Source organism: Commensalibacter sp. M0133, from assembly GCF_016101485.1.
Classification (GTDB): Bacteria; Pseudomonadota; Alphaproteobacteria; order Acetobacterales; family Acetobacteraceae; genus Commensalibacter; species Commensalibacter melissae.
The window spans coordinates 1-23,148 of sequence record NZ_JACFQI010000004.1 but is presented as its reverse complement, the minus strand read 5'-3'; the positions used below and the strand labels follow the sequence as shown (position 1 = coordinate 23,148).

Here is a 23,148-nt window from a genome sequence, read left to right as displayed (position 1 = left end):
TTTGATTATTCATATGAAAAATAATTTTTTTGAAAAATCAAAAAAAATACTTGCCAATTTTTTTTAATTTGTAATAGAAAGAAACTGGAAAGTTTGGGTGGACGAACACCTTGTGAACTCGGTCAGGTCCGGAAGGAAGCAGCCATCACGAGTTTCGTTTGGGTCATTCAAGCTTTCCCTGGATTTAAGACAAATAAATTAGAATCTCAGGTAATTTAGTGGTATAATCAAAATTCGCAAAAACTGGTTTTATCATATTTTCTGGAATGGTTGTTAATGAAAGATATTCCGGACGAGCAATTACCCGCCCCAGATATTGAGCCCGCTGGATTATTTGAATCCTTATCGAGCGATGATTCTGAGATCAAATCATCATCTGATGAAAAGTCCTATCGTGTCTTGGCACGAAAATATAGACCTCGGGATTTCAAGGATTTGATCGGTCAAGAAACAATGGTACGCACTCTGCGCAATGCTTTTGCAATGGGTAGAGTTGCTCATGCTTTTATGCTTACGGGAGTTAGAGGAGTTGGCAAAACAACAACCGCCCGTATTATCGCGCGTGCATTAAATTGTATAGGAATTGATGGTCAGGGTGGACCTACGGCAGACCCCTGTGGTGTTTGTCCAAATTGCAAGGCAATTTTGGCAGATCGACATCCTGATGTATTGGAGATTGATGCAGCTTCTCATACGGGTGTTGATGATGTAAGGGAAATTATAGACGGTTCACGTTTCCGTCCTATTCAGGCCAGGATGAAGGTTTATATCATTGATGAAGTTCATATGTTATCGCGTAATGCGTTTAATGCATTGTTGAAAACACTCGAGGAGCCACCTGACCAGGTTACATTCATTTTTGCAACAACTGAAATTCGCAAGGTTCCCGTAACGGTATTATCACGTTGTCAACGGTTTGATCTGCGACGTGTCCCGCAGGATCAGCTAAGTCAATTTTTTCAAAAAATTTCAAAACGGGAAAAAGTAAACATATCTGATGAGGCTATTCATTTGATTGCGCGTGCAGCTGATGGATCGGTCCGGGATGGTTTATCCTTGTTAGATCAGGCTATTGCACTTGGCCGTGCCACTATTCCTGATCAGCAAGAAAATGATAAACTGGATCATGAAATAACGGCTGAAGCTGTTTCAGGCATGTTGGGATTTGCGGATAAAACCCTAATATTCGATTTACTTGAAGCAATTATGTCAGGAAAAGCTGATCAGGTTCTAAGCTTGACTGAACAGGCTTATGCAGGCGGCGTTGACCTAGGTGTGTTATTATCCGATCTTCTGGAACTAATTCATCTTCTTTCAAGAATGAAATCATTGCCAAATCTGCGAAATGGTTCTGAATTATCAGAACTTGAACGAAATCGTGGTGGTCATATGGCTTCCATGCTTTCCATACCCGTATTGGGTCGCGCATGGCAAATGCTGCTTAAAGGGATCAAGGAGGTTGATATGGCTCCCAATCGTAAGGCAGCAGCTGAAATGATTTTGATACGTTTATGTTTTATAGCCGATTTACCCACTCCTGGTGAAATAATCAATCATTTATCCAATTCCCCGGAACAGAAGTCAGACCAATATTCTCATCATTCCTCATTATCATTTTCAGATATGCAATCATCAAAGCCAACGTCATTGGTATCTGTATCAAAAGGGGGTAGCAATTTTCATGGATATGGTAAAGCTTATGCCTCAAATTCATTGATAAAATCAAAATCTGAAGTTCAGTCATTGCCTAAACAAAATTCCGAGATCAAAAACCCCCAAATTTTATGGAACAGTTGGCGGGAAATCATATCTTTTGTAAAGCAGCAACAGGCTGCAATTTTGCATGCCCATTTACGTAACGCGGTTCATCTGGTTAAATTCGCACCACCAATGATTGAAATAAGAATTGAAGATAGGGTTCCAGCAAATCTTCCCCAACAATTATCAAGATTGTTGAATGAACATTCAGGGTTGCGATGGACAATTGTTCTTTCCCAGCAAAAGGGTGAACCAACCTTGATGGAACAGGAATCTTTACAGGTTCAAGCCGATTTTGACAAAGTTGCATCTGAACCAATCGTAAAAGAAATTATGCGTATTTTTCCTGGGGCTGTTGTTAATAAGGTTATCAATCCACATCTTGATGAATATGGTCTATTTCCAGAACACAATTCATTTACAGACAGGGATGAGCAAAGTATGCCATCAGATCTTGAAACTGAAAAAAATTTAGCAATGATAGATGATTTTGACGAATTGACATATAATTAATCCCAAAATTAAATTTTGAAAGAGAATTGAATGAAAAATTTTGCCAATCTTATGAAACAAGCTTCTCAAATGCAAAGCAAGATGACCGAGATGCAAGAAAAGCTTGCCGCCATTACGATTGAGGGTGTTTCAGGGGCCGGTATGGTAACTGTAACATTGGGTGGAAAAGGTGACATGAAATCTATAAAAATTGACCCGAAATTGGCTGATCCGGCTGAAATGGAAATGTTGCAGGATCTTATTGTTGCAGCTTATAGTGATGCACGTAGGCGACTTGATGAAACAACACAGGAGGAAATGCAGAAAGTTACCGGGGGAATAAATCTTCCTGAAGGTTTAAAATTTCCTTTCTGATTGACCAGAAGTTATCTTGTGAATATTGGTAATAAAGGTAATTCGTTGTTAGTTAATTATCTTGGTAAGAAGAGGGTATCGTGGGTGGTCCGGAAATTGAACGGCTAATTACTTTATTTGGTAAATTACCTGGTTTTGGACCACGTTCGGCGCGTCGTGTTGTTTTGTCATTACTAAAACAGCCACATTCCCGTATGATTCCCTTGGCAAACGCGTTAGAACAGGCAGCCAAGATGGTGAGAATCTGTTCTTCTTGTGGTAATTTGGATAGCAGTGACCCATGCCAGATCTGTAATGATTTAAATCGTAATCGTGAATTGATTTGTATCGTTGAGACAGTTGGGGATTTATGGGCACTGGAAAAAACCGGAGCGTTCAGGGGCTATTATCAGGTGTTGGGCGGCACTTTATCCCCCTTGGTTGGGGTAGGGCCAGAGGATTTAAATCTAGCGCCTCTTTTAAAACGGTTAAAGCGCAATGAAGTCAAGGAAATTATTCTTGCACTTGGTGCTACGGTTGAGGGTGTAACAACTATGCATTGGCTATATGATCAATTATTACCCTGGCATGTAAAAATAACCCGTGTTGGTCAAGGCATTCCAATGGGTGGCTCACTGGAAATTCTTGATGAAGGAACCCTGACAGCGGCTTTGACTGCCAGACGTCCAGCTTAGTTGTGCAAATTCGTAATTTTTTACTGCAAAAATCATGTTGTTTATGATAATAAGTTGCATCTTTACAAAATAAAGGAAATTTTTGTGTTTAATCAAGGGAGATCAACTAATTTTTTCCCAGTTTCTGATTCACTCCCTAAAGTTGCTTTTATTACAGGGGCGACCGTAAGGTTAGGGCGTGAAATTGCTTTAACCTTGGCAAGATTTGGATTTGATATTGTTTTACATGCCCGTAAGCGCACTCAAGAAGCTGAAACATTGATAGAGGAAATTCGGCAGCTTGGGAGAAATGTAATTCTACTGACAGCCGATCTTTCCGATGCTGATCAGGTTAAACGTTTGATTGAACTGGCAGTAGATCAATTGGGATCAATAGGTATTCTGATTAATAATGCAAGTGTATTTGAGCGCGATGAATGGGATAGTGTAACCTTGCAATCCTGGCAAGAACATTTAATGCCCAATTTATGGGCTCCTTTTCAGTTAATTCAGGATTTTGCAAAATTATTACCGAAGCAATCTAGTGGATGTGTTATTAATTTGCTTGATCAACGCGTATGGTCTCTAACACCACATTTTGTCAGTTATACAGTTTCCAAATCCGCATTATGGACATTAACACAAACAATGGCCCTAGCATTGGCTCATAAATCAATTCGAGTTAATGCTGTTGGGCCCGGTCCAGCAATGGCCCATAAACGTCAAACCGCCGAACAATTTGCCAATCAATGCAAATCTGTTCCGTTGCAGCGTGGCACGTCTGCACAGGAAGTGGCGCGAGCGGTACTAAGCTTGATATGTTTACCCTCTGTGACGGGACAGATGATCGCTTTGGATGGAGGGCAACATTTACAGTGGTCACCGACATTAATGCCAGATAAAAACGAGTAAAACAGGATTTATTTATGAATTTTTCCCTAGTATGGTCAGGGCATTATGACATACCCTTACGTCGAATTTTTATTCGTGACTTAATTTTGATGGCACGTATAGGTGTTTATGATTTTGAACAAAAAAAAACTCAGCGTATTCAATTGAATATTTCCATTGGAATTCAGGAGGAAAAAGGCGTTGGTCCAGATATTTTATCCCGGACGGTATCCTATGCGGATATTGTTGACGATGTAAAACACACTGTTCTTCAGACCCATTTTCATTTGGTCGAAACGTTGGCTGAGACCTTGGCTGATCGTATCTTGAAGGATAAGAGGATTCAGGTTGTTCGCGTCATGATTGAAAAACTGGATATTATTCCGGAGACAGCTGGGGTCGGCGTAGAGATTGAACGATGGAATAGATAAAGTCTGCTATTAATACCAGAAAATTTGCAAAATACTTTTTTATCTTCAATTGATTAAATACAAATTTATTAAAATTCAAGTTTGTTATGATATCAAATGCGATTTAAATGGAAAGATTGGTTGATGTATTTATAACCAGAAAAGAGGAATTCATAATGAATTCCTGTATCATTTTTAAGAATCGTTATCGTCGTCGTTATTTTTAATTGCTTCTATTTCAGAGCCGATAGCATCAACATCGTCCTCAAGATCTGAAGCATCCTCAATTACATCATCGACATCAGCATCTGAATTTTCCAGATCATCAGTATCAATCATGGTATCGATTTCTTTTTCTTCGTCCAGATTGCCGCTTCCTTCAATTTGACGATGACGAGGTAATTCAATGGGTTGTTCAGTGCCACATTTTGGGCATACAGGTAACATTTTGTTTAAATCATAAAAACGAGTCCCACAAGCACAACATGTTCTTTTAATACCCAATTCTAGCTTGACCATTTATGTATCCTGTTCTCTGATCGAAAAAATAAAACATAAATATGGCGAAATGCCAGTTTATTGTCTTATTGTCAAATGATAAAATACGATTTGTTGATTTAAATCAAAAGTTTTTTTGTTTTTATACTCTATTTGTTAAATTGGAAAATAAAATTATGACAGTTACTCACTCAAAACAACCACTTGTTGTTTCTTTTCTACAACAGCCTTTGAAAGGTAAAGTGAATGTTCCAGGTGACAAATCAATCAGCCATCGTGCTCTAATGTTATCGGCTCTGGCAAATGGAGAAACAAAAATCACGGGATTGCTTGAGGGTGAGGATGTTATGCAAACCGCTCAGGTCATGCGTGCTTTGGGAGCAATTATTCGTCAAAAGGCACCCGGTGAATGGCAGGTTATAGGCAAGGGGGTTGGATATCTGAATGAACCCGATGATGTTTTGAATATGGGAAATTCCGGAACGTCGGCGCGGTTGTTGAGTGGGATTTTATCAACACATAATATTTTCAGCGTTATGACAGGTGATTGCAGTTTGAGAAAACGCCCCATGAGAAGAGTTATAGAACCCTTGAGCCAGACTGGTGCCCAGTTTAGTACGCGCGATGGGGGACGTTTGCCTATGGCGATCAAGGGAGTGGAAAAGGCTAATCCCGTTACATACCGGTTACCTGTTGCGTCTGCCCAGGTAAAATCCGCCATTTTGTTGGCGGGTCTAAATGCCAATGGTATGACAATTGTAGAAGAACCGATTGCAACAAGAGATCATACAGAAAATATGTTGAATCATTTTGGGGTAAAGGTTGATATTAGCACCTTAGCTGAAAAAGGGCGCAAAATCTGTTTGCAAGGCCCAACAAAACTAGTAGCTAAAGATGTTAATGTTCCAGGTGATCCATCCTCTGCTGCATTTTTGATGGTAGCTGGCTTGATTATTTCCGGATCAGAAATACTGATAGAGAATGTTGGACTTAATCCTTTGAGAACCGGGATAATTGAAGCGTTGAAAATGATGGGAGCAAATTTGCAGATATCTAATAAGCGTCAGGAAGGTGGTGAAATAACGGGTGATATCATTGTTAAAAACACGACATTAAAGGGTGTTGACCTTCCGGCTTCAATTGTCCCATCCATGATAGATGAATTTCCAATTCTATCGGTTGCTGCTGCGTATGCCAAAGGCGAGAGCCGTTTTAGAGGATTGGCAGAATTACGGGTTAAGGAAAGTGATCGGTTTAATAGCATCATAAACATGTTGCGGAAAAATGGTGTTTCTGTTGAATCTCATGGAGATGATATGATTATTGAGGGTACCTTTGGTAATATTCCAGGGGGAGGCGAAGTTGAAACCCATATGGATCATCGATTGGCAATGAGCGCTTCAATCTTGGGATTGGTTGCAAAAAAAACGATAACTATCGATGATATTCGTTTTATACGCACCAGTTTTCCTGGATATTTTGAATTGATGAATTCACTGGGGTGTGGATTTCAAATATAAAATATAATTATAACTTAATATAAAGGCTAATGAATATTCATTATGGATAAAAATATAATTATAGCAATCGATGGACCTTCAGGTGTGGGAAAGGGAACATTGGCCAAGTCAGTAGCTGATTATTTTCATTTACCTTATCTTGATACGGGATTGCTTTATCGGGCAGTTGGTAGAAAAATGCTGGATGCAGGTGAAAAACCAGATTCCAAATCTGTCCTGGCTTTTGCTGAAAATCTTCGAGAAAAAGATTGGTTAAGAAATGATCTGCGTATGCCTGAAGTGGATAAAGCGGCCAGCCAGGTTGCTGCCAATCCAAAAATCAGAGCCGCTTTATTAAATGTTCAACGCAATTTCGCCATGTTAAGAGGCGGGGTTATGGATGGTCGGGATATTGGAACGGTTATTTTTCCTTCCGCTGATTTTAAATTTTATCTTACGGCTTCACCAAGGATACGGGCAGAAAGACGCTGGTTGCAATTTGCTAATTCTTCAAAAGCCGAAAATAAAGAACAGCAGATTAACAAAATAGAGATGGATTTGAAAACCAGGGATGAAATGGATTCGTCTCGAGAAGTAGCTCCGTTAGAACCTGCAGAGGATGCTATTGTAATTGATACAGATCATTTGACAGCTCTGGAGGTTCTAGAAAAAGTGGTTAATAAAGTAAAAAGACATAATAATTGTTAAAAAGATAAGAAATTTAAATTTATCTTTAATAAATTATTGAAAAAAAAGTAACTTCCTTATATGCTCCCCTCTATTCTTAAAGAATAGAATAAAATATTTTTTCGTTGAAATTGTTTCATGAATTCAATCGTGAAAAAGTCGTATTTTTATAAATAGATTCATTCTATTTTGGAAACGCGCAAATTAAAGTCTGTATATAAAAGGCAATATTTGTCTTTAAATGTGACTGGGATTACAGAAACTCATGGCTGCAGCCACCACACAAACCCCTAATGATCATTTTGGTGGGGAAGATTTTGCTACGCTTTTAGATGAAACCCTTGGACAAGATATTGGGTTCGAAGGCTCCGTTGTTGTAGGTAAAATTGTTCGTTTAACGGATGATTATGCGATCGTTGATGTCGGTTTAAAAAGTGAAGGACGTGTTCCTTTAAAAGAATTCGCGCCTGCGGGTGTAAAGGCAGAAGTTAAACCAGGCGATATGGTTGAACTTTATGTGGAACGTTATGAGGATCGTGACGGTTCAATTCTGCTTTCACGTGAAAAGGCACGTCGTGAAGAGGCATGGTCTGCTCTTGAAAAAGCATTTGAAAATAATCAACGCATAAACGGAACCATTTTCGGCCGTGTCAAAGGTGGATTTACTGTTGATTTAGGTGGGGCAATGGCTTTCTTACCTGGATCACAAGTTGATATTCGTCCTATCCGTGACATCAACCCCATGATTGGTGTGGCACAGCCTTTCCAAATTTTGAAAATGGATCGTGCCCGTGGGAATATTGTTGTTTCTCGTCGTGCGGTATTGGAGGAAACACGTGCTGAACAACGCAGCGAGTTGATACAAGGATTAAAAGAGGGCATGATTCTGGATGGTGTTGTAAAGAACATCACGGATTATGGCGCCTTTGTTGATTTGGGTGGTGTTGACGGATTATTGCATGTCACGGATATAGCCTGGAAACGTGTCAATCATCCAGCTGAAGCTTTACAGATTGGTCAGCCGGTACGTGTTCAGGTTATTCGTTTCAATCCTGAAACTCATCGTATTTCATTGGGTATGAAACAGCTTGAAGCTGATCCATGGGAAAATGTCACAACAAAATATCCTGTTGGCTCACGATTTACTGGTCGCGTTACAAACATCACGGATTATGGTGCTTTTGTTGAATTGGAACCTGGAGTCGAGGGGCTTGTTCATATTTCCGAAATGTCTTGGACAAAGAAAAATGTTCATCCTGGCAAAATTGTATCAACATCTCAGGAAGTTGATATTGTTGTATTGGATGTTGACAGTTCAAAACGTCGTATTTCATTAGGTCTGAAACAGGTTCAACCAAATCCTTGGCAACAGTTTGCTGATACACATCAGGTTGGTTCTGAAATTGAAGGTGAAATCCGCAATATCACCGAATTCGGTCTGTTTATCGGTCTATCAGCCGATATTGATGGTATGGTTCATATGTCTGATCTTTCGTGGGATGAACCTGGTGAAGTTGCTATTACTCACTTTAAAAAAGGTGACGTTGTTAAAGCAAAAGTACTTGATGTGGATGTTGAAAAAGAACGTATTTCATTGGGTATCAAACAGTTAAGTGAAGATTCTGTTGCAGATGCACTTGCAAAAGTCAACAAGGGCAGTATTGTTACATGTACCATTACTGGTATTCAACAAAATGGTATTGATGTAAGTGTTAATGACATTTTAAGTGGATTCATACGACGTACCGAACTTTCTCGTGACAAGGCGGAACAACGTCCGGAACGTTTTAATGTTGGTGACCGTGTAGATGCTAAGGTTGTTTCAATTGATAAAAATGCACGTCGTTTAACCTTAACGATTAAAGGACGTGAAGTTGAAGAGGATAAACAGGCTATTTCTGATTATGGGTCTTCAGATAGTGGCGCTTCCTTGGGAGACATTCTTGGAGCAGCTTTCCGACGACGGAATGAAAACGAGCCGGATGTAGAATAGGATTTTTATATTTTTAACTTTTAAAAAACAGGCTTTGTAAAAAGTCTGTTTTTTTTATTGATACAATTTATTCTTTTAATGAAAACTGTTAAAAGATAATTTTTATAATTTTAAAAAATTATAATTCAAATTGGTTGTGATTACGCAATCTTTTGTAGTATATCGTATATAAATTATATTTTTTACTAAAATCATAGATTTTGTTACTTTTTCTAATTAATTAAGAATTATTAAGTATTTATCATGGCAGTCATTTACAATACAAATTATACGCATAACTCTAATTCTTACTTAACTCTTGCTGTTTTTTGGGCAGCAAAAAAACTATGGGGGGAAGATAATGTTGTTGTAGTTGATAATATGGATATCTTGTCAGTTGCAGCAAGTGGAGAACATGAAGTTATTATTTGTATTGATGGACAGCGAACTGATTATGAATTGATGAAAAGGCTTAGACCGTGTTTTAAAACCATGATTTTCTGGGCTTTTGAAGATCCCTTCATGTTGGATTTCAATGTTCAGGTAACGACTATTTTTGATTATGTGTTTACAAACGACCCTATTTGCGTGAAGGCCTATCAAACAGAAGCATTTTATTTACCTTTGGCTGCAAGTGATCAAATTCATTATCGTAAAGTGAAAGAAACTGATGCGCTGGATTATGATATATGTTTTGCGGGTACAATGTGGCCAAACCGTGTTGATATTTTACGTCGTGTTATAATTGCCTTTCCCCAGGCAAGGTATAAATTGATTTGTCCTGGAAATGAATATTTGCCACCTTTGCCAGCTGATTTGAGTGAAAGGGTTATACATAGACCTGTAAGTATTGAAGCGTTTACTGATTTTGCCAACGCAAGTAAAGTTACCTTAACAATGTTTCGCAATTATGCCAGTCATGGAGATATAGGGCAGGCAACTGCACCTGGCCCACGTCTATATGAATTGGGTTTGGCTGGTACAGCACAGATTGTGGAATTGCCAGCAGGTATGAATGAGAAATATTTAAAAGAGATTAATGGCGTTGCTATTGCCCATAATACTGAAGAGATCATTAAACAGATCGCAGAGGTGATTGAAAAAAAGAATATCAGAAAGAAAATGGCGATTTCCTCCCAGCAATCTGTAATGAAATCACATTTGTATCAAAATCGTCTGAAAGTTATTGAAGATGTGACTCAGGCGGATTTTTCTTTAAAGAAAAAAGAGAAAAAAATTATTGTTGAATCTCAGTTTAAAAAAAAATTGAAGGTCTTATTTGTCACGCATTCCACTATTCGTGAACAAGTATGGGGTGGCATTGAAGTATATCAGCAGATTATTTCTTTTGGACTAGTAAAAGATGTGGAATTTTATTATTGGCTTCGTCGAAGAGGTGCATGTACGCTAACAGATTCCAATGGTCAAGAATTGGAACGGTTTGACATGCCAGATGTGGGCTGGTTGGATTCCATGAATGATGCCGGGGAAGAAACTGCCTTTTCGAATGTAATTAATCAATATGGATTTGATGTGGTCCACATTCAGCATTTAGGCCATCACACTCTTTCTTTACCGATTATAGCCAAGGCTTGCGGTATTGGAACGGTTTTTTCTTTTCATGATTTTCTGGCGGTTTGTTCTCATTATAATCTTTTGAATTACGAACAACGTTATTGTCGTATTGAAGAAAATAAAGATGTTGGAACTTGTGATGTTTGCCTTAAAATTTCTGAAAAGCTGGATTTTGGTGTGCAACAGACACGACGTGCATTTGTTGGAAAAGTCATGAAATCCATTGATGCGTTTTTATATGGAACACAACATTCGTTTGATGTGGCAAAATATATTTATCCTGTTGTGGAAAGTAAAAAAAATTATATTCTTGGTATCCCTTCGCCAGACACAACAATACCATTGATAAAAAAAGAGTTCAAACCCTTGGAAGGCAGAAAACTGAAAGTTGCGACTGTTGGTAATTTTATCCGTTCAAAGGGTGCAGATACGATTTTATCCATATTACAGACTGCCAATCCAAATTTGTATGAATTTCATATTTTTGGATATATGCAGCCTGACTATGAATCTGTCCTAAAAGATTTGAAACTTGATAATATTATATTGCATGGTTCATATGGATTGGGTGAAGTTTCGGCATTGCAGGTAGCAGATGTAGCCCTGATATTGTCAATATGGCCCGAAACATATTGTATATCGCTTTCTGAAGTTTGGCAGAATGGGTTAATTCCCATTGTGACAGATGTTGGTGCGTTAAAAGATCGTGTGCAGGATGGAATTAATGGATTTACGGTTCCCATCGGGGATGTGAATCTGGTTATTGATCGATTGGAACTGATACGTTCGGATGAAATATTGCGTCAGAAGCTTATCAATAACATTTCACCTGATTTATGGGTCAATTCAAAAGATTATGCTGAAAAATTATTGCAAGTTTACGATGAAGTCGTTCCTATAAATATGTTGGGTAACAGCGGGTTGCGATGGGATATAGGGCGGCTTAATTATATTCCACATGCATCTTGGAAAGAGCAGGCACCACCTCGTCATATTTTTGATGCGCCCACAAGTAGCAGTCTTTATATCGAGCTTCCACAGGAAATTGAAGATTGGGCAGTTGTACAGGGAGCACATTTTTATATTGATGATATCTGTTATCATATTCTTAATGTCGATGATGACAGCAAATTTAAAGAGGCAGATGAATTCCATATTCGTGGATGGTTTATTTATCCTGATATGTCCAATGCAGGAAATTTGTATACGGTTTTGATTCATCAGGATAGTGATTTGACAATTTTCTTAAAATGCGATCGAGAAAGTCGGGAGGATGTGGCATCTAATTTTGTTAATGCTCCTGTACGAAATGGATTTTCGTGTAAATCAGCATTGAGAGGAAAATGGTGTGAGGGCCGTTTCAGAATTGGCTTGATTAATGTTGTCAATGGAATAGCGGCATTTCAACTGGCTGGTTACGAAATAAAGGTTAACGCCGGAAAAGTTGTTAAAATCTATAATGAATTTCATGATAATCAGGTTATATTAGATGATTTTCTGCGTATTACTGAAAAAGATGGTATTATGCGTGGAATAAAACTAAGTGATATTTCTGAAAATAGATTGTTTCATAAAAATTTAGGTAAACTAGAATATTATATTCAAAATTTATCTACGGATGTTAATCCGGAAAATGAAAAAGCAGGGAATTTGCTTAAAATTTCTGGATGGGCCTTTGATCGCACAACAAGTAAGGCAGGGCAGATATATCTTGCCTTTGTTAATGAATCTTTTAAAAACTGTTTTTTTGTTGCCACATCAAGATTTATTCGTCATGAAACAATTTCAGTTTTTCAAAATGTTCCATTAAACAATGGCTTTTACATACAATTGGATTTACAGAAAGGATATTCTCTAAAATTAGAAGGAAAATTTCAAATTTTTCTGATTAATCTCATTCATAATGAATTTTTGGTTGTTCCAGTGAATATTTCTGTGAATTTTAAAAATAACCAGGTCAGTAATATTATGGATGATATAATAAATGAAGATACAATTGATCAATATACGGATTTTTTGAAAAGAAAATTATTTAGGGAGTGATTTTAATTAATAAAAATAATTTCAAATAAATTTTAACTAGCGATAAGTATAATTATTTAAGTAGCTATTTTAATTAAAATATAAGGTGGTAAATTGTGTATGATAGTGAAGAAAAACAACCCAAATGGATGGTTTTCGACTTAGAATGGTATCGTAATCGGTATAAAAGTTTTTCGTTACTGATACAGGATATATATCAAGGCGATGTTTTTGCTTATCATTCAACTAATGGGTATAAGGTTGGAAATTCGCCCAATCCGTATTTTGATGAAAAATGGTATTTGACAAAATATTATGATGTAAAGGAGCTTATAAAAAAAGGGAAATACACTTCTGGATTTGATCATTACTGTAAAATTGGCTTTAAAGATCATTCACCACATTGGTTATTTTCAGAAACATTTTATAAAAAGCATAATCCAGAAATAAATGACCTAATTGGCGAGGGAAAACCTTATATTAATGGTTATGATCATTATTTACGGGTTGGAGATAAATCCTGTCTTAAAGGAAGTTTTTTTTTCAATCCCTGTTTATATTTATCCCAAAAAGAGAATTTAGACGAAATCACAGAATATGGTCCATATCAATATGTTTTAACAAATGATACGGATGATTTTGATAAATTCAGACTTTCATGGTTTTTTGATCCAAAATGGTATGGAAATACATATTCAAAGGAAACATTAAAAACCACCAATTATCAATACTTGAATCTTCTCCATCATTATCTATCCAATCCAACACCAACATTATTCTCGCCTTTGGAACAATTTTCCGAACAATTTTATCTTGAAAATTATAAGGATTTATCTCCTTCGATTTTGATGGATGGTCATGGACTTTTTCGAAATGGTTATGAACATTTTATTGTATGTGGATGCAAGGAAAAACGAAAACCATTGAAGGATTTTGATTATAATCAATTTTCTGATGAGATATTTGAAAAAATTGCAAAAGACAATCTATATCTGAATATATTTGAATATTGGGTGGCTCAACAGGATTTGCATCTTTTAAATAAATTCATGGAAATCCAAAAAAAATATTCAAACGATAAAGACAAAATTGAAAATAGTTTTAATATACAAAAATCAGTAAAGAATCAAGAGACCGTTGAATCTGAGGATGTTTCAGACTCCATATCTACGCGAAAAAATGAAAAAGGGTTTCCAGTTATCGAGGATAACATTTCTAATATTGAAAAGGAAATAGCCTCATCAGATTATATGCCAATATGGCAGGCTTTTGATGAAAAATGGTATGTTCACAAATATGATCATGTAACTTCAAAAATGAAGGCACTGGAAGTTGATAGTGTTGAAGAATATTATAAAACATTTGGTTGTTTTGAAGGTCATTCTCCCAATCCTTATTTTGATGAGGAATGGTATTTACAGAAATATCCTGATGTAAAATTAATGGTTGATCGCCATCAATTTAGCAGTGGTTTTCAACATTATTGCAAGGAGGGATATCATACTCATGATCCACATTGGTTATTTTCTGAAAAATATTACAAAAAAGTAAATCCACATTTGACAAATGAGAATTTGGAAAGGAATGGATTTGTTAATGGATATGACCATTTTCTGAAAGTGGGAGATATTGAGGGAAATAGTGGCAGTCTTTTTTTTAACAGTAATTTTTTCATTGGAAAATATCAACAGGCCATTAAGGAAGGGTTATCGCCTTATCAACATTATCTAAAATATTTGGATGAAATTGATGGTAAAATACAGGTATCCTGGTATTTTGATCCAGAATGGTATGCGCAGAATTATCCAGAAATAACAAAGGCAATTTCAGAAGGAATATTCAACAATTATATTCATCATTATCTAGTAAACAATCAAGCTTTCAATTTCAATCCAAATGCCTGGTTTGATGAATCCTTTTATGATCAAAAATATAAAAGCCAGCTTGAAAATGTTCAAGCGTTCAAAAAATATAGAAATGGATATGCTCATTTTATTTACGAGGGAATACAGCTTTTATGGGATCCCTGTGAAGAAATAAATTTACAGCAATATGCTGCGGATAAAGCTGTAAAACAGGATATTCAAAAGGGACTTTATCCAAATGCCTATATTCGATTGCTAGCTAGCGGAACAAATTATGGGGGACGGAATAAGGATTTATCTGTTTCGTCACAATCTGATAGTTTGCCAATTCAAAAAAATATAGAAAATGACAAGAATGCAGTTGATCAAGCATTATGGGCTAAATTTGATGGGGAATGGTATATAAAAACCTATCCTGACCTAAGTGAAAGAATGAAAAATTGTGGTTTGGATGATGTGGAAATTTATTATAATCAGGTAGGTTCAATTTTAGGACATTCTCCCAATCCCTACTTTGATGAGGAATGGTATTTACAACGATATCCTGAATTAAGAAAAAATATTGATCGTGGAGCGTTTAAATCAGGTTTTGAGCATTATTGTAATCAGGGTTATTTGACACATGATCCTCACTGGCTTTTTTCAACACATTATTATTTAAAAAATAACGCTGATTTTATTCATGAAGTTATTAATGATTCCCAATATATTAATGCCTATGATCATTATTTGAAAAAAGGGGATGGATTACGTCGTACAGGATCCTTGTTATTCGATCCTTCAATCTATCAACAGGCATGTTATGAACGTGAAGATGTAAAGCGCAGTCAAAATCCTTATAGAAATTTTCTTTATTATCTTAGTGATGTTGAAAAAAATACAAATGTCTCTCTTTATTTTGATACATCATGGTATTTAGAAAAATATCCTGATGTAAAACAAAAAATTGCTGATGGTGAATATCTATGTGCTTTACATCATTATTGTTTGAATGAAACACCAAAACTATTTAATCCATCTCCATGGTTTGAAGAAGAATTTTACCTAGATCATTATAAGGATATAAATCAAGCCATTGAATCAACAGCAAGTTTTAGAAACGGCTATGATCATTTCATACATTATGGTGCGTTAGAACTTCGTTCTCCAAGGATCGATATTAGTCTGCACGAATATTATCTATCAGGGGATATTCGTGATAAGGTTGAAACGGGTATATTCAGGGATGCTTTTGCAGCTTATGTATTTGAACAAAAACTTGATCAGTGGATAAATAAGCAACCTGATGATTCTCATTATCGCTTAACTAATGAAACAAAGGAAAGCAGAACATATTTTAAAAAAAAATCAAGACTTGTTTTACCATCGGTTGTTCATGAAAAGCTTGATTTCTCCTATAATGGTCAGGCGGATATCTGTGTAATTATGTTGATGCACAATAATCTGACGGTAACATTGACCGCGTTGGCATCCCTTCGTTCTAATTTTAATGGAAATATACAATTACTCTTGGGTGATAATCACTCGATAGATGACAGTCAATTTATCCAAGGTTGTTTGATCGGTGCTTCCGTAAACCGTTTTCCCTATAATTTTGGCTTTGGTAAGGCATGCAACATATTGATGGAAGACGTTGATGCTCCGATTGTTATCTTTTTGAATAATGACATTAATTTATTGCCGGGAGCAATTGATGCACTTTGTAAACGGTTGACTTCAGCAGATAATATTGGTGCAGTCGGAGGTAAAATAATTCATCCAGATGGATTGCTTCAAGAGGCAGGCCAGATTATTTGGCGGGATGGAACAACGACAGGGTATTTGAGGGGAAAAGACCCATTGATTCCCGAGGCGAATTTTGTTCGGGATGTTGATTACTGTTCAGCGGCGATGTTGGCTGTAAAATCAAAAGTGCTGAAGGAATTGAATGGATTTTCTCCTATTTATTATCCAGCCTACTTTGAGGATACGGACTTTTGTGTTCGGATGATAAAGGCGGGATATCGTATTGTATATGATCCCAATGCAGTTGTGGAACATATGGAGTATTGTTCAAGTAATCCGATTATTTCAAGTGGTTTGATAAAGCGAAACCATCGATTATTTGCCAGAGAACATGCGGATTTTTTAAGGTTTCAATCTCCCCGGCATAGTGATAATATTTTAATTGCGCGACAGAGACGAAATATAAATAAAAGAATTTTATTCATTGAGGATAGGGTTCCTTTAAAACATCTGGGGTCTGGGTATATTCGTTCAAATGACATTATCTTCCAAATGTCTGAATTAGGGTATGAAGTGACGGTTTATCCTATAAATTACTTTTATCCCCATGTTTATCAGATTTATTCAAGCATGCCTGATACGGTTGAGGTGTTGTTCAATCATACAGTTGAACATCTTCGTGATTTCTTTAAGGAAAGAGCGGGATATTATGATTTGGTCTGGATAGGAAGAACTCATAATTTAAATAGAATATTGCCCATGATGGGTGAAGCTAGCCGTTATTTACCCCAGGAAATAATCCTTGATACAGAGGTTGTTGCGACACCCCGGACACGATTGCAGGCAAAGCTATTGGAAAAGGAAATAGACGAAAATTTTCAACAGGCTCTGGAGGAGGAGTTATCCTGTGCAAAACATTGTCAAGAAATTGTAGCCGTTAATGAAATTGATGCAAATTATATTAGACAGGCAGGATTTAACAATGTCGATATCCTCGGACATAGTATCAACATACGCAAATCACAAAAGGAATGGAAAGAGCGCAAAAATATTCTTTTTGTTGGCGCTTTGCATGATGATCAGGCACCTAATTATGACAGTTTGAAATGGTTTATAACTTCTGTGATGCCGATTTTGATTGATAAAATGGGATCGGATCTTACTTTTTCAATTGCAGGCTATGTAAATCCCTCTGTTGATATATCCGCCTTGATTAATTATCCTGATATAGATTTTTTGGGAATGGTGCCAGATTTGTCCAGTTTATATGATGATCATCGTGTCTATATCGCACCAACGAGATTTGCGGGTGGCATTCCCTATAAGTTACATGAAGCTGCATCCTATGGAATTCCTATCGTGGCGTCAAATTTATTGGTGGAACAACTGGGATGGCAAGATGAAAGGGATATTCTTGCAGCCTCCACGGATAATCCGGAATTTTTTGCCTCGCAAATTATTAGGTTGTACCAGACGGAGGAATTATGGAATCAACTGCGTCAAAATGCCCTTGATCGTATTGCTCGCGAATGCAATCGTGAACGGTTTAAGGAGCAGTTGCAGTCAATTTTATCAAAAGTTATTTTACACAGGTGTTAAAAGGTTCATATGGCTATAAAATCAAAAAATAAATTGCAAAAAACTAAAAATGAAAAAGTAATGGTATGCAGTGGTGGACGTTATGAATCGCAGGCCAATGCGCAGATCCGTGAAGCCATTATATCAGGTTGGGAAAGTGTTTTTGGTGAAGGTAATGTAATTTCCACGAATATTGCAGGAGCCGCGGCTGCAATTGAGTATATAAAACCTAAGATTGTTTTTTCAATTGGATCATATTTGCCGGAAAGCACCTATTTTGGAGAAGTATGTCACAGGGCAAAAAAATTCGGTGCGATCACCATTTTTTGGGCGACAGAAGATCCATATGAACAAGATGCCAATTACAGAATTATTGACGATTTCGATGTAATATTTTCCTGTGATCGTTGGGGAACGAATTTTTATAATCATCCACATACCCATTTTTTACCTTTGGCAGCTTGTGAAAAGTTGCATTACCGTCCCATTGACGAAATCATTGAAAAAACGGTTGATGTTATGTTTTGTGGTGTTGCATTTGGTAGCCGCAAGGATGTCATGCGCAGCATAAAACCAGCCCTGACAAATCTAAAAGTAAAAATTATCGGCCCGGGTTGGGGTGAATTCGGGATTGGCTTTTCAGATGCCAGGATAGAGAAAGATCAGTTAATTGAGTTATATCAGCGCTCGAAAATTGTTCTTAATTTGGGTCGTAGCCTTCATTTTGAAAATAAACGGTATATGATTATGCCTTCAAACCCTGGACCAAGAACGTTCGAGGCATCTGCTGCAGGTGCTATGCAGCTTTTTCATGAAGATAATTATGCAATTCATGATTTTTATGAACGGGATGAGGTCCCGGTTTTTTCAACACGTTATGATTTTCAACAACAACTTGATAAATATTTGAATGATCCAGATTTATTATTGGAAACGGCTAAAAAAGCACAGGCACGCACTCTGCGGGATCATCTTTATAATAACCGTATTCAGACTGTTATGGAAATTTTGAAAAATGATGGATTTCTAGATTAGATTATATTTTAGAAAAATTATTTGATATCATTTATTTAAGACAGGAAAAAAATTTTAAATATGCGGGGATTTATACTCAATTTTATCATTCAGACTAATACAGGGTATATCTCAGGCGATGATGGGCAGCGTTACGAATTTAGTGGCGATGAATGGAAGGAAAATATCGCCCCTCAAAAAGGGACCTATGTTGATTTTCAAGTCAATCAACTCGGTAGGGCTGTTGCAGTTTTTATATTAATTGATGATAAAAATGTTCATTTTATGAATAAAATTCAATCACGGACCCAATATGAACAACAACTTGAAAAAGAAAAAAACTATACGATCATAGGATGGTTTAATAAATGCATCAGAAATTATGTTAATTTTGAAGGAAGGGCCAGAAGAACAGAATTTTGGTCGTTTCAAATTTGTTACTGGGCTGTTTTTTTTATTGGACTACTCATAATTGGCCTGTTATTTTCTGCTACTGTAGTTCAAACGGATACTTCATTCGATGGAATACTAATTTTTGAGGTCTGTCTATATCTATCAATATTCTTGTGGAGTGTATTTAGCATTGTAATGTTTATTCCCATGATTTCCGTTGCGGTCAGACGTCTTCATGATATTAATTTGTCAGGTTTTTGGTTGTTGCTTCATTTCATACCCGTTGGTTCAATTGCTGTTTGGATCATGTTTTGTATTGATACTAAATATGAGGATAATCAATGGGGGCTTCCAGCAAAATTAAAATATAGATAACTGATTTTCATCCCTTTTCTTTAACAGTTTTACAGAAAAGGGATTTTTGTTATCAGTCTGGATAATATAAAATAAAAAAAAGATATAAAATTATCTATGTAAATAATTTTAACAGTATTGTTTGTAATTCTATAGAAATATTAATTCTATTATTAAGAAATTATTTTGGTTGTTTGTATAATTATTTATTATTACAATATAAATATAAAGATTGGAATATTCCGGAATATTGACCAGAATATTCAATAATCAGGTGTTTCTGATAATTCGGTGAATGCAAAAAGTCCACCATTTATCTTTACTGAAAAGGGTGCAAACAGATGAACATGTCAGAGAATAACATTGATGTATCTAACCAATATGATAATGAAGAAAATTATACAATCATTGATTGGTTTAATAGATGTATAAAAAATTATTTGACAATAGAGGGAAGGGCTGGAAGAAAGGAATTCTGGTATTTTCTGCTTATCTTTCTTGCCGTTCTGGTTATAAGCACGGTTGTTCTTTTTTATGTTGTATATAATATAGGATCATCATCCCATCCAGTCTTGTCAATTCTTGTATGGGTTATTTATCTTTTTATTTTCTGTTGGCTTTTATTTACGTTCATTCCCCTGATTTCGGTTTCAATCAGGCGTTTGCATGATATTAATCTATCGGGGTGGTGGTTATTGCTATATTTTACCGTCATAGGGTCATTAGCCCTTATTATCATGTTTTGTATTGATAGCAAACCAACGGAAAACAGATGGGGAAAGCCTGCCCATAATATAAATCAATAGTGATTACTTGATTATGAAATAATATCTCATTCATTCAAATTTCAGGTTAAAATATTACAAAATCAAAATAAGTGATATTATGAATGAGATATACTGTGGATAAATTTTCTGACATTTTAGGTGGTGATAATCAACATATCACGGAGTATTTGGATTATTATGTTTTTGATAAAAAAGAGCCAGAATTTGCTGTATTGTTAACTGGTAAATGGGGCATCGGTAAAACATATTATATCGATGCATATTCAGGGGCTGATAAATTACAAAATAGCAAAATCATTTTAAATGAAAGTGAATTACCGAAAAAAAAACGAAATTGGTTTATAATATATTTGGTATTTATCTTTCGAAAGTTGGTATCCGTTGGTATAAAATTTGATCATTATCTTGCATTCGAACCTGATCGATTAAATAAAGTATTATCAAGAAATGAAAAATTAAAAAAATATAATATACGATTGATCAAGATCAGCGTATTCGGTATCAAAACTGTAGAAGAGCTTGAAAGTAGATTGACTAAATCAATTTTTGGTAATTTTAATATTCTATCAGATATTGCTTCCTTATTGATTAAAAATGCAAATATTTCTAATTTTGCCAACCCTTATTTTTCCTTACTCAAGGCATTTATTCCATTAACAACTTTTCCAGATTTTAAAAAAAGATTGAAATCTATTATTTCATCAGTGAAAAAACATAATCTGGTTTTTATTTTTGATGATTTGGAAAGATCGGATATTCCCTTAAAAGAGTTTCTGGGCTGGATCAATCAAGTTGTAGAGATTGAAAAAATGAAAGTTATCCTTATAGCGAATGAGGAAAAGCTTTTGATTGAACAATCTGGAATTTCTGAGATTGAGGATAACGAAAAAAACAACAAAGACAGAAACAGGCAACCTGATAATGTAAATCAGGTTAATGTAATTGATCGCAATAAACAGGCTGTAGATCCTGAAATTCTGAAAAAATCCTATTTATATAAAGAATTTAAAGAGAAAGTTATTGGGAAAACTTTCAAAATTCATTCCAATTTTGAAGCTGTAGTGGATTATTTTTTATTTACTGGCGAGAATGGCACGGAACCCAACAAATATAAAAAGCTTATCGTACAACATCATGATTTTATTAAACGGATTTATAAAGATGGTCAGATTGCCACACCAAATTTAAGAGGGCTTAAACAGGCCATAGATGATTGTGAATATTTGTTACAAAATATCAAAGACGATTATTATCCCCTGGAAAAGGATAATGAATTAACGGGTGAAGAAAGAGTAGATAATGAAATAAAAAGAAAATTTATTGATATGTTGATTGAAAATTTTTTCATTTTAAAATTAGTAATTATTGAATGGAAAATAACGGATAATGATTTATCTGAAAAAATCATGAAAGATATAAATAAAATATCAGTTAATTTGCGCTATTCTTTTAATAATGATCCACCAGAATTAGAAGAAATTTATGCTAAAAATTATAAACTTCTGGAAATTATGGATAAAAGAGGATTTTTTTATAATAATTATTTAAAAAGATTTTTTCTTTCAATTAATTCAATACAAGTTACTATATTTGAAATGCATGTATGGGTTAATATTCTATTTAGATTAGATTTTTCTAATATAGATAAAAACATTAAAAGTTTTTTTGATAAGAATCGTAAGGATTTATTGGATAAATTATTTTTTTATAGATTATTAGATGAAAAAGATTTTCAAAATTTACTTAATGAATTTAGTGTTAATTATTTTTCGTTAAAATATTTGGATTTCCCTATATTTTTTCACTATTTAGGATTAATTATTCATTTTAATGAAAATAAATTGATTAAGGAAGATATAAAGTTAATTAAGTCGTACGCAGAAATTTATATCAGGAAATATTGCAAGACATGGATAATAAATTATGGAAATATTGTAGATTTTAATGATTTAAATTGGAATAATCCAAAAAATTATGATTTTGCATCAAGGGATAATCCTGTTTTTTCTGAAATATTGGAAGATTTTAAAGAGCCCAAAGAAGAATATATTTCTGAATTGTCTAGAGAAGAAGTAAGTGAAAAATTAAAAAAAATAATTCAGATGTTAAGGGGAGAAGAAAATAACGATTTTGATAATGTAATTTACTTTAATGATGAAAATCGGCAAAAAGAAATTTTTATCAACAATGATTATATTGCTGAATTTGTTCAGGCAATAGTAAATTGCAAAAATTCATTGATACACGATTTTCATCATGCATTACATTTACGGTATAATAGTAACCATTCTTATAATAAAGAGATTCTTATTAAAGAAGAACCTTTTTGGCAAACAGTTGTTGAAAAACTTACAAAATATATAAAAGATTACGATAGTAATAATTCTCTTAAAACCGTTAAAATTGTAAATTTGGAATTGCTGATAAAAGAAATTCAGGAATTTATAAATAAACCTCAAAAATCTCAGGAACAATAAACTAAAAAGACAAAAATTTAAAATCTGCCTATATAATAAATAGCAACAATATATAATCTTATTTCTGGTTAATTGGCCCTTTGGTAATCTGGGCGAGGTCATCAATTCTGATCCATGTTTTA

15 protein-coding genes and 1 other RNA gene are annotated in these 23,148 nt (G+C 35.2%); 15 read left to right on the top strand and 1 reads right to left on the bottom strand.

The genetic code is table 11. From position 1 onward, the window contains the following. The first annotated feature begins 86 nt into the window (after positions 1–86). The 6 genes from ffs to folB all read left to right on the top strand — a co-directional run bounded on the left by ffs (position 87) and on the right by folB (position 4,600). Positions 87–181: signal recognition particle sRNA small type (ffs, locus tag H3T46_RS07485), an RNA gene on the top strand. Positions 182–276: 95 nt separating this feature from the next. Next, positions 277–2,271: a DNA polymerase III subunit gamma/tau gene (locus H3T46_RS07480; protein ID WP_198197043.1), complete on the top strand. Its 1,995-nt coding sequence runs from the start codon at positions 277–279 to the stop codon at positions 2,269–2,271. Positions 2,272–2,301: 30 nt separating this feature from the next. Next, positions 2,302–2,625 carry a YbaB/EbfC family nucleoid-associated protein gene (locus H3T46_RS07475; RefSeq protein WP_110438740.1) on the top strand — a complete coding sequence of 108 codons (324 nt, stop codon included), beginning with the start codon at positions 2,302–2,304 and terminating at the stop codon, positions 2,623–2,625. A gap of 80 nt (positions 2,626–2,705) precedes the next feature. Continuing rightward, a complete protein-coding gene (recR, locus tag H3T46_RS07470; RefSeq protein WP_198197044.1) occupies positions 2,706–3,299 on the top strand; it encodes a recombination mediator RecR in 594 nt (197 codons plus the stop codon). Between the two features lie 84 nt (positions 3,300–3,383). After that, a complete protein-coding gene (locus H3T46_RS07465; RefSeq protein WP_198197045.1) occupies positions 3,384–4,190 on the top strand; it encodes an SDR family oxidoreductase in 807 nt (268 codons plus the stop codon). A 14-nt stretch (positions 4,191–4,204) separates the two neighbouring features. Next, positions 4,205–4,600: a dihydroneopterin aldolase gene (gene folB, locus H3T46_RS07460; RefSeq protein ID WP_198197046.1), complete on the top strand. Its 396-nt coding sequence runs from the start codon at positions 4,205–4,207 to the stop codon at positions 4,598–4,600. A 174-nt stretch (positions 4,601–4,774) separates the two neighbouring features. Here folB and H3T46_RS07455 read toward each other — a convergent pair whose 3' ends face one another. Further along, complete coding sequence (locus H3T46_RS07455) at positions 4,775–5,098, bottom strand: TIGR02300 family protein (RefSeq protein WP_122123317.1); 324 nt, start codon at positions 5,096–5,098, stop codon at positions 4,775–4,777. Between the two features lie 155 nt (positions 5,099–5,253). On the opposite strand from H3T46_RS07455, the gene aroA reads away from it, so the two are divergent. From aroA to H3T46_RS07410, 9 genes are all read left to right on the top strand, one after another. Continuing rightward, on the top strand, positions 5,254–6,597 hold the full coding sequence (gene aroA / locus H3T46_RS07450; RefSeq protein WP_198197047.1) for a 3-phosphoshikimate 1-carboxyvinyltransferase: 1,344 nt from the start codon (positions 5,254–5,256) through the stop codon (positions 6,595–6,597). A gap of 42 nt (positions 6,598–6,639) precedes the next feature. Beyond that, positions 6,640–7,284, top strand: a complete 645-nt coding sequence (gene cmk, locus H3T46_RS07445; protein WP_198197048.1) for a (d)CMP kinase — start codon at positions 6,640–6,642, stop codon at positions 7,282–7,284. 244 nt (positions 7,285–7,528) lie between these two features. Continuing rightward, positions 7,529–9,256, top strand: coding sequence for a 30S ribosomal protein S1 (gene rpsA, locus H3T46_RS07440; protein ID WP_110438746.1), 1,728 nt, complete (start codon positions 7,529–7,531; stop codon positions 9,254–9,256). 243 nt (positions 9,257–9,499) lie between these two features. Further along, the gene (locus H3T46_RS07435) at positions 9,500–12,853 is read left to right on the top strand and encodes a glycosyltransferase (protein WP_198197049.1); all 3,354 of its coding nucleotides are present in this window, start codon (positions 9,500–9,502) and stop codon (positions 12,851–12,853) included. A gap of 95 nt (positions 12,854–12,948) precedes the next feature. Further along, entirely contained in the window at positions 12,949–18,021 is a 5,073-nt protein-coding gene (locus H3T46_RS09040) for a glycosyltransferase (RefSeq protein ID WP_198197050.1), read from the top strand. Between the two features lie 9 nt (positions 18,022–18,030). Then, positions 18,031–19,035: a glycosyltransferase gene (locus tag H3T46_RS07425; protein ID WP_198197051.1), complete on the top strand. Its 1,005-nt coding sequence runs from the start codon at positions 18,031–18,033 to the stop codon at positions 19,033–19,035. A 60-nt stretch (positions 19,036–19,095) separates the two neighbouring features. Continuing rightward, entirely contained in the window at positions 19,096–19,782 is a 687-nt protein-coding gene (locus tag H3T46_RS07420; protein ID WP_198197052.1) for a DUF805 domain-containing protein, read from the top strand. Positions 19,783–20,108: 326 nt separating this feature from the next. Further along, positions 20,109–20,567: a DUF805 domain-containing protein gene (locus H3T46_RS07415; protein ID WP_198197053.1), complete on the top strand. Its 459-nt coding sequence runs from the start codon at positions 20,109–20,111 to the stop codon at positions 20,565–20,567. A 95-nt stretch (positions 20,568–20,662) separates the two neighbouring features. Next, positions 20,663–23,026 (top strand): P-loop NTPase fold protein, encoded by a 2,364-nt coding sequence (locus tag H3T46_RS07410; protein WP_198197054.1) that lies wholly within the window; start codon positions 20,663–20,665, stop codon positions 23,024–23,026. Positions 23,027–23,148 lie beyond the last annotated feature (122 nt).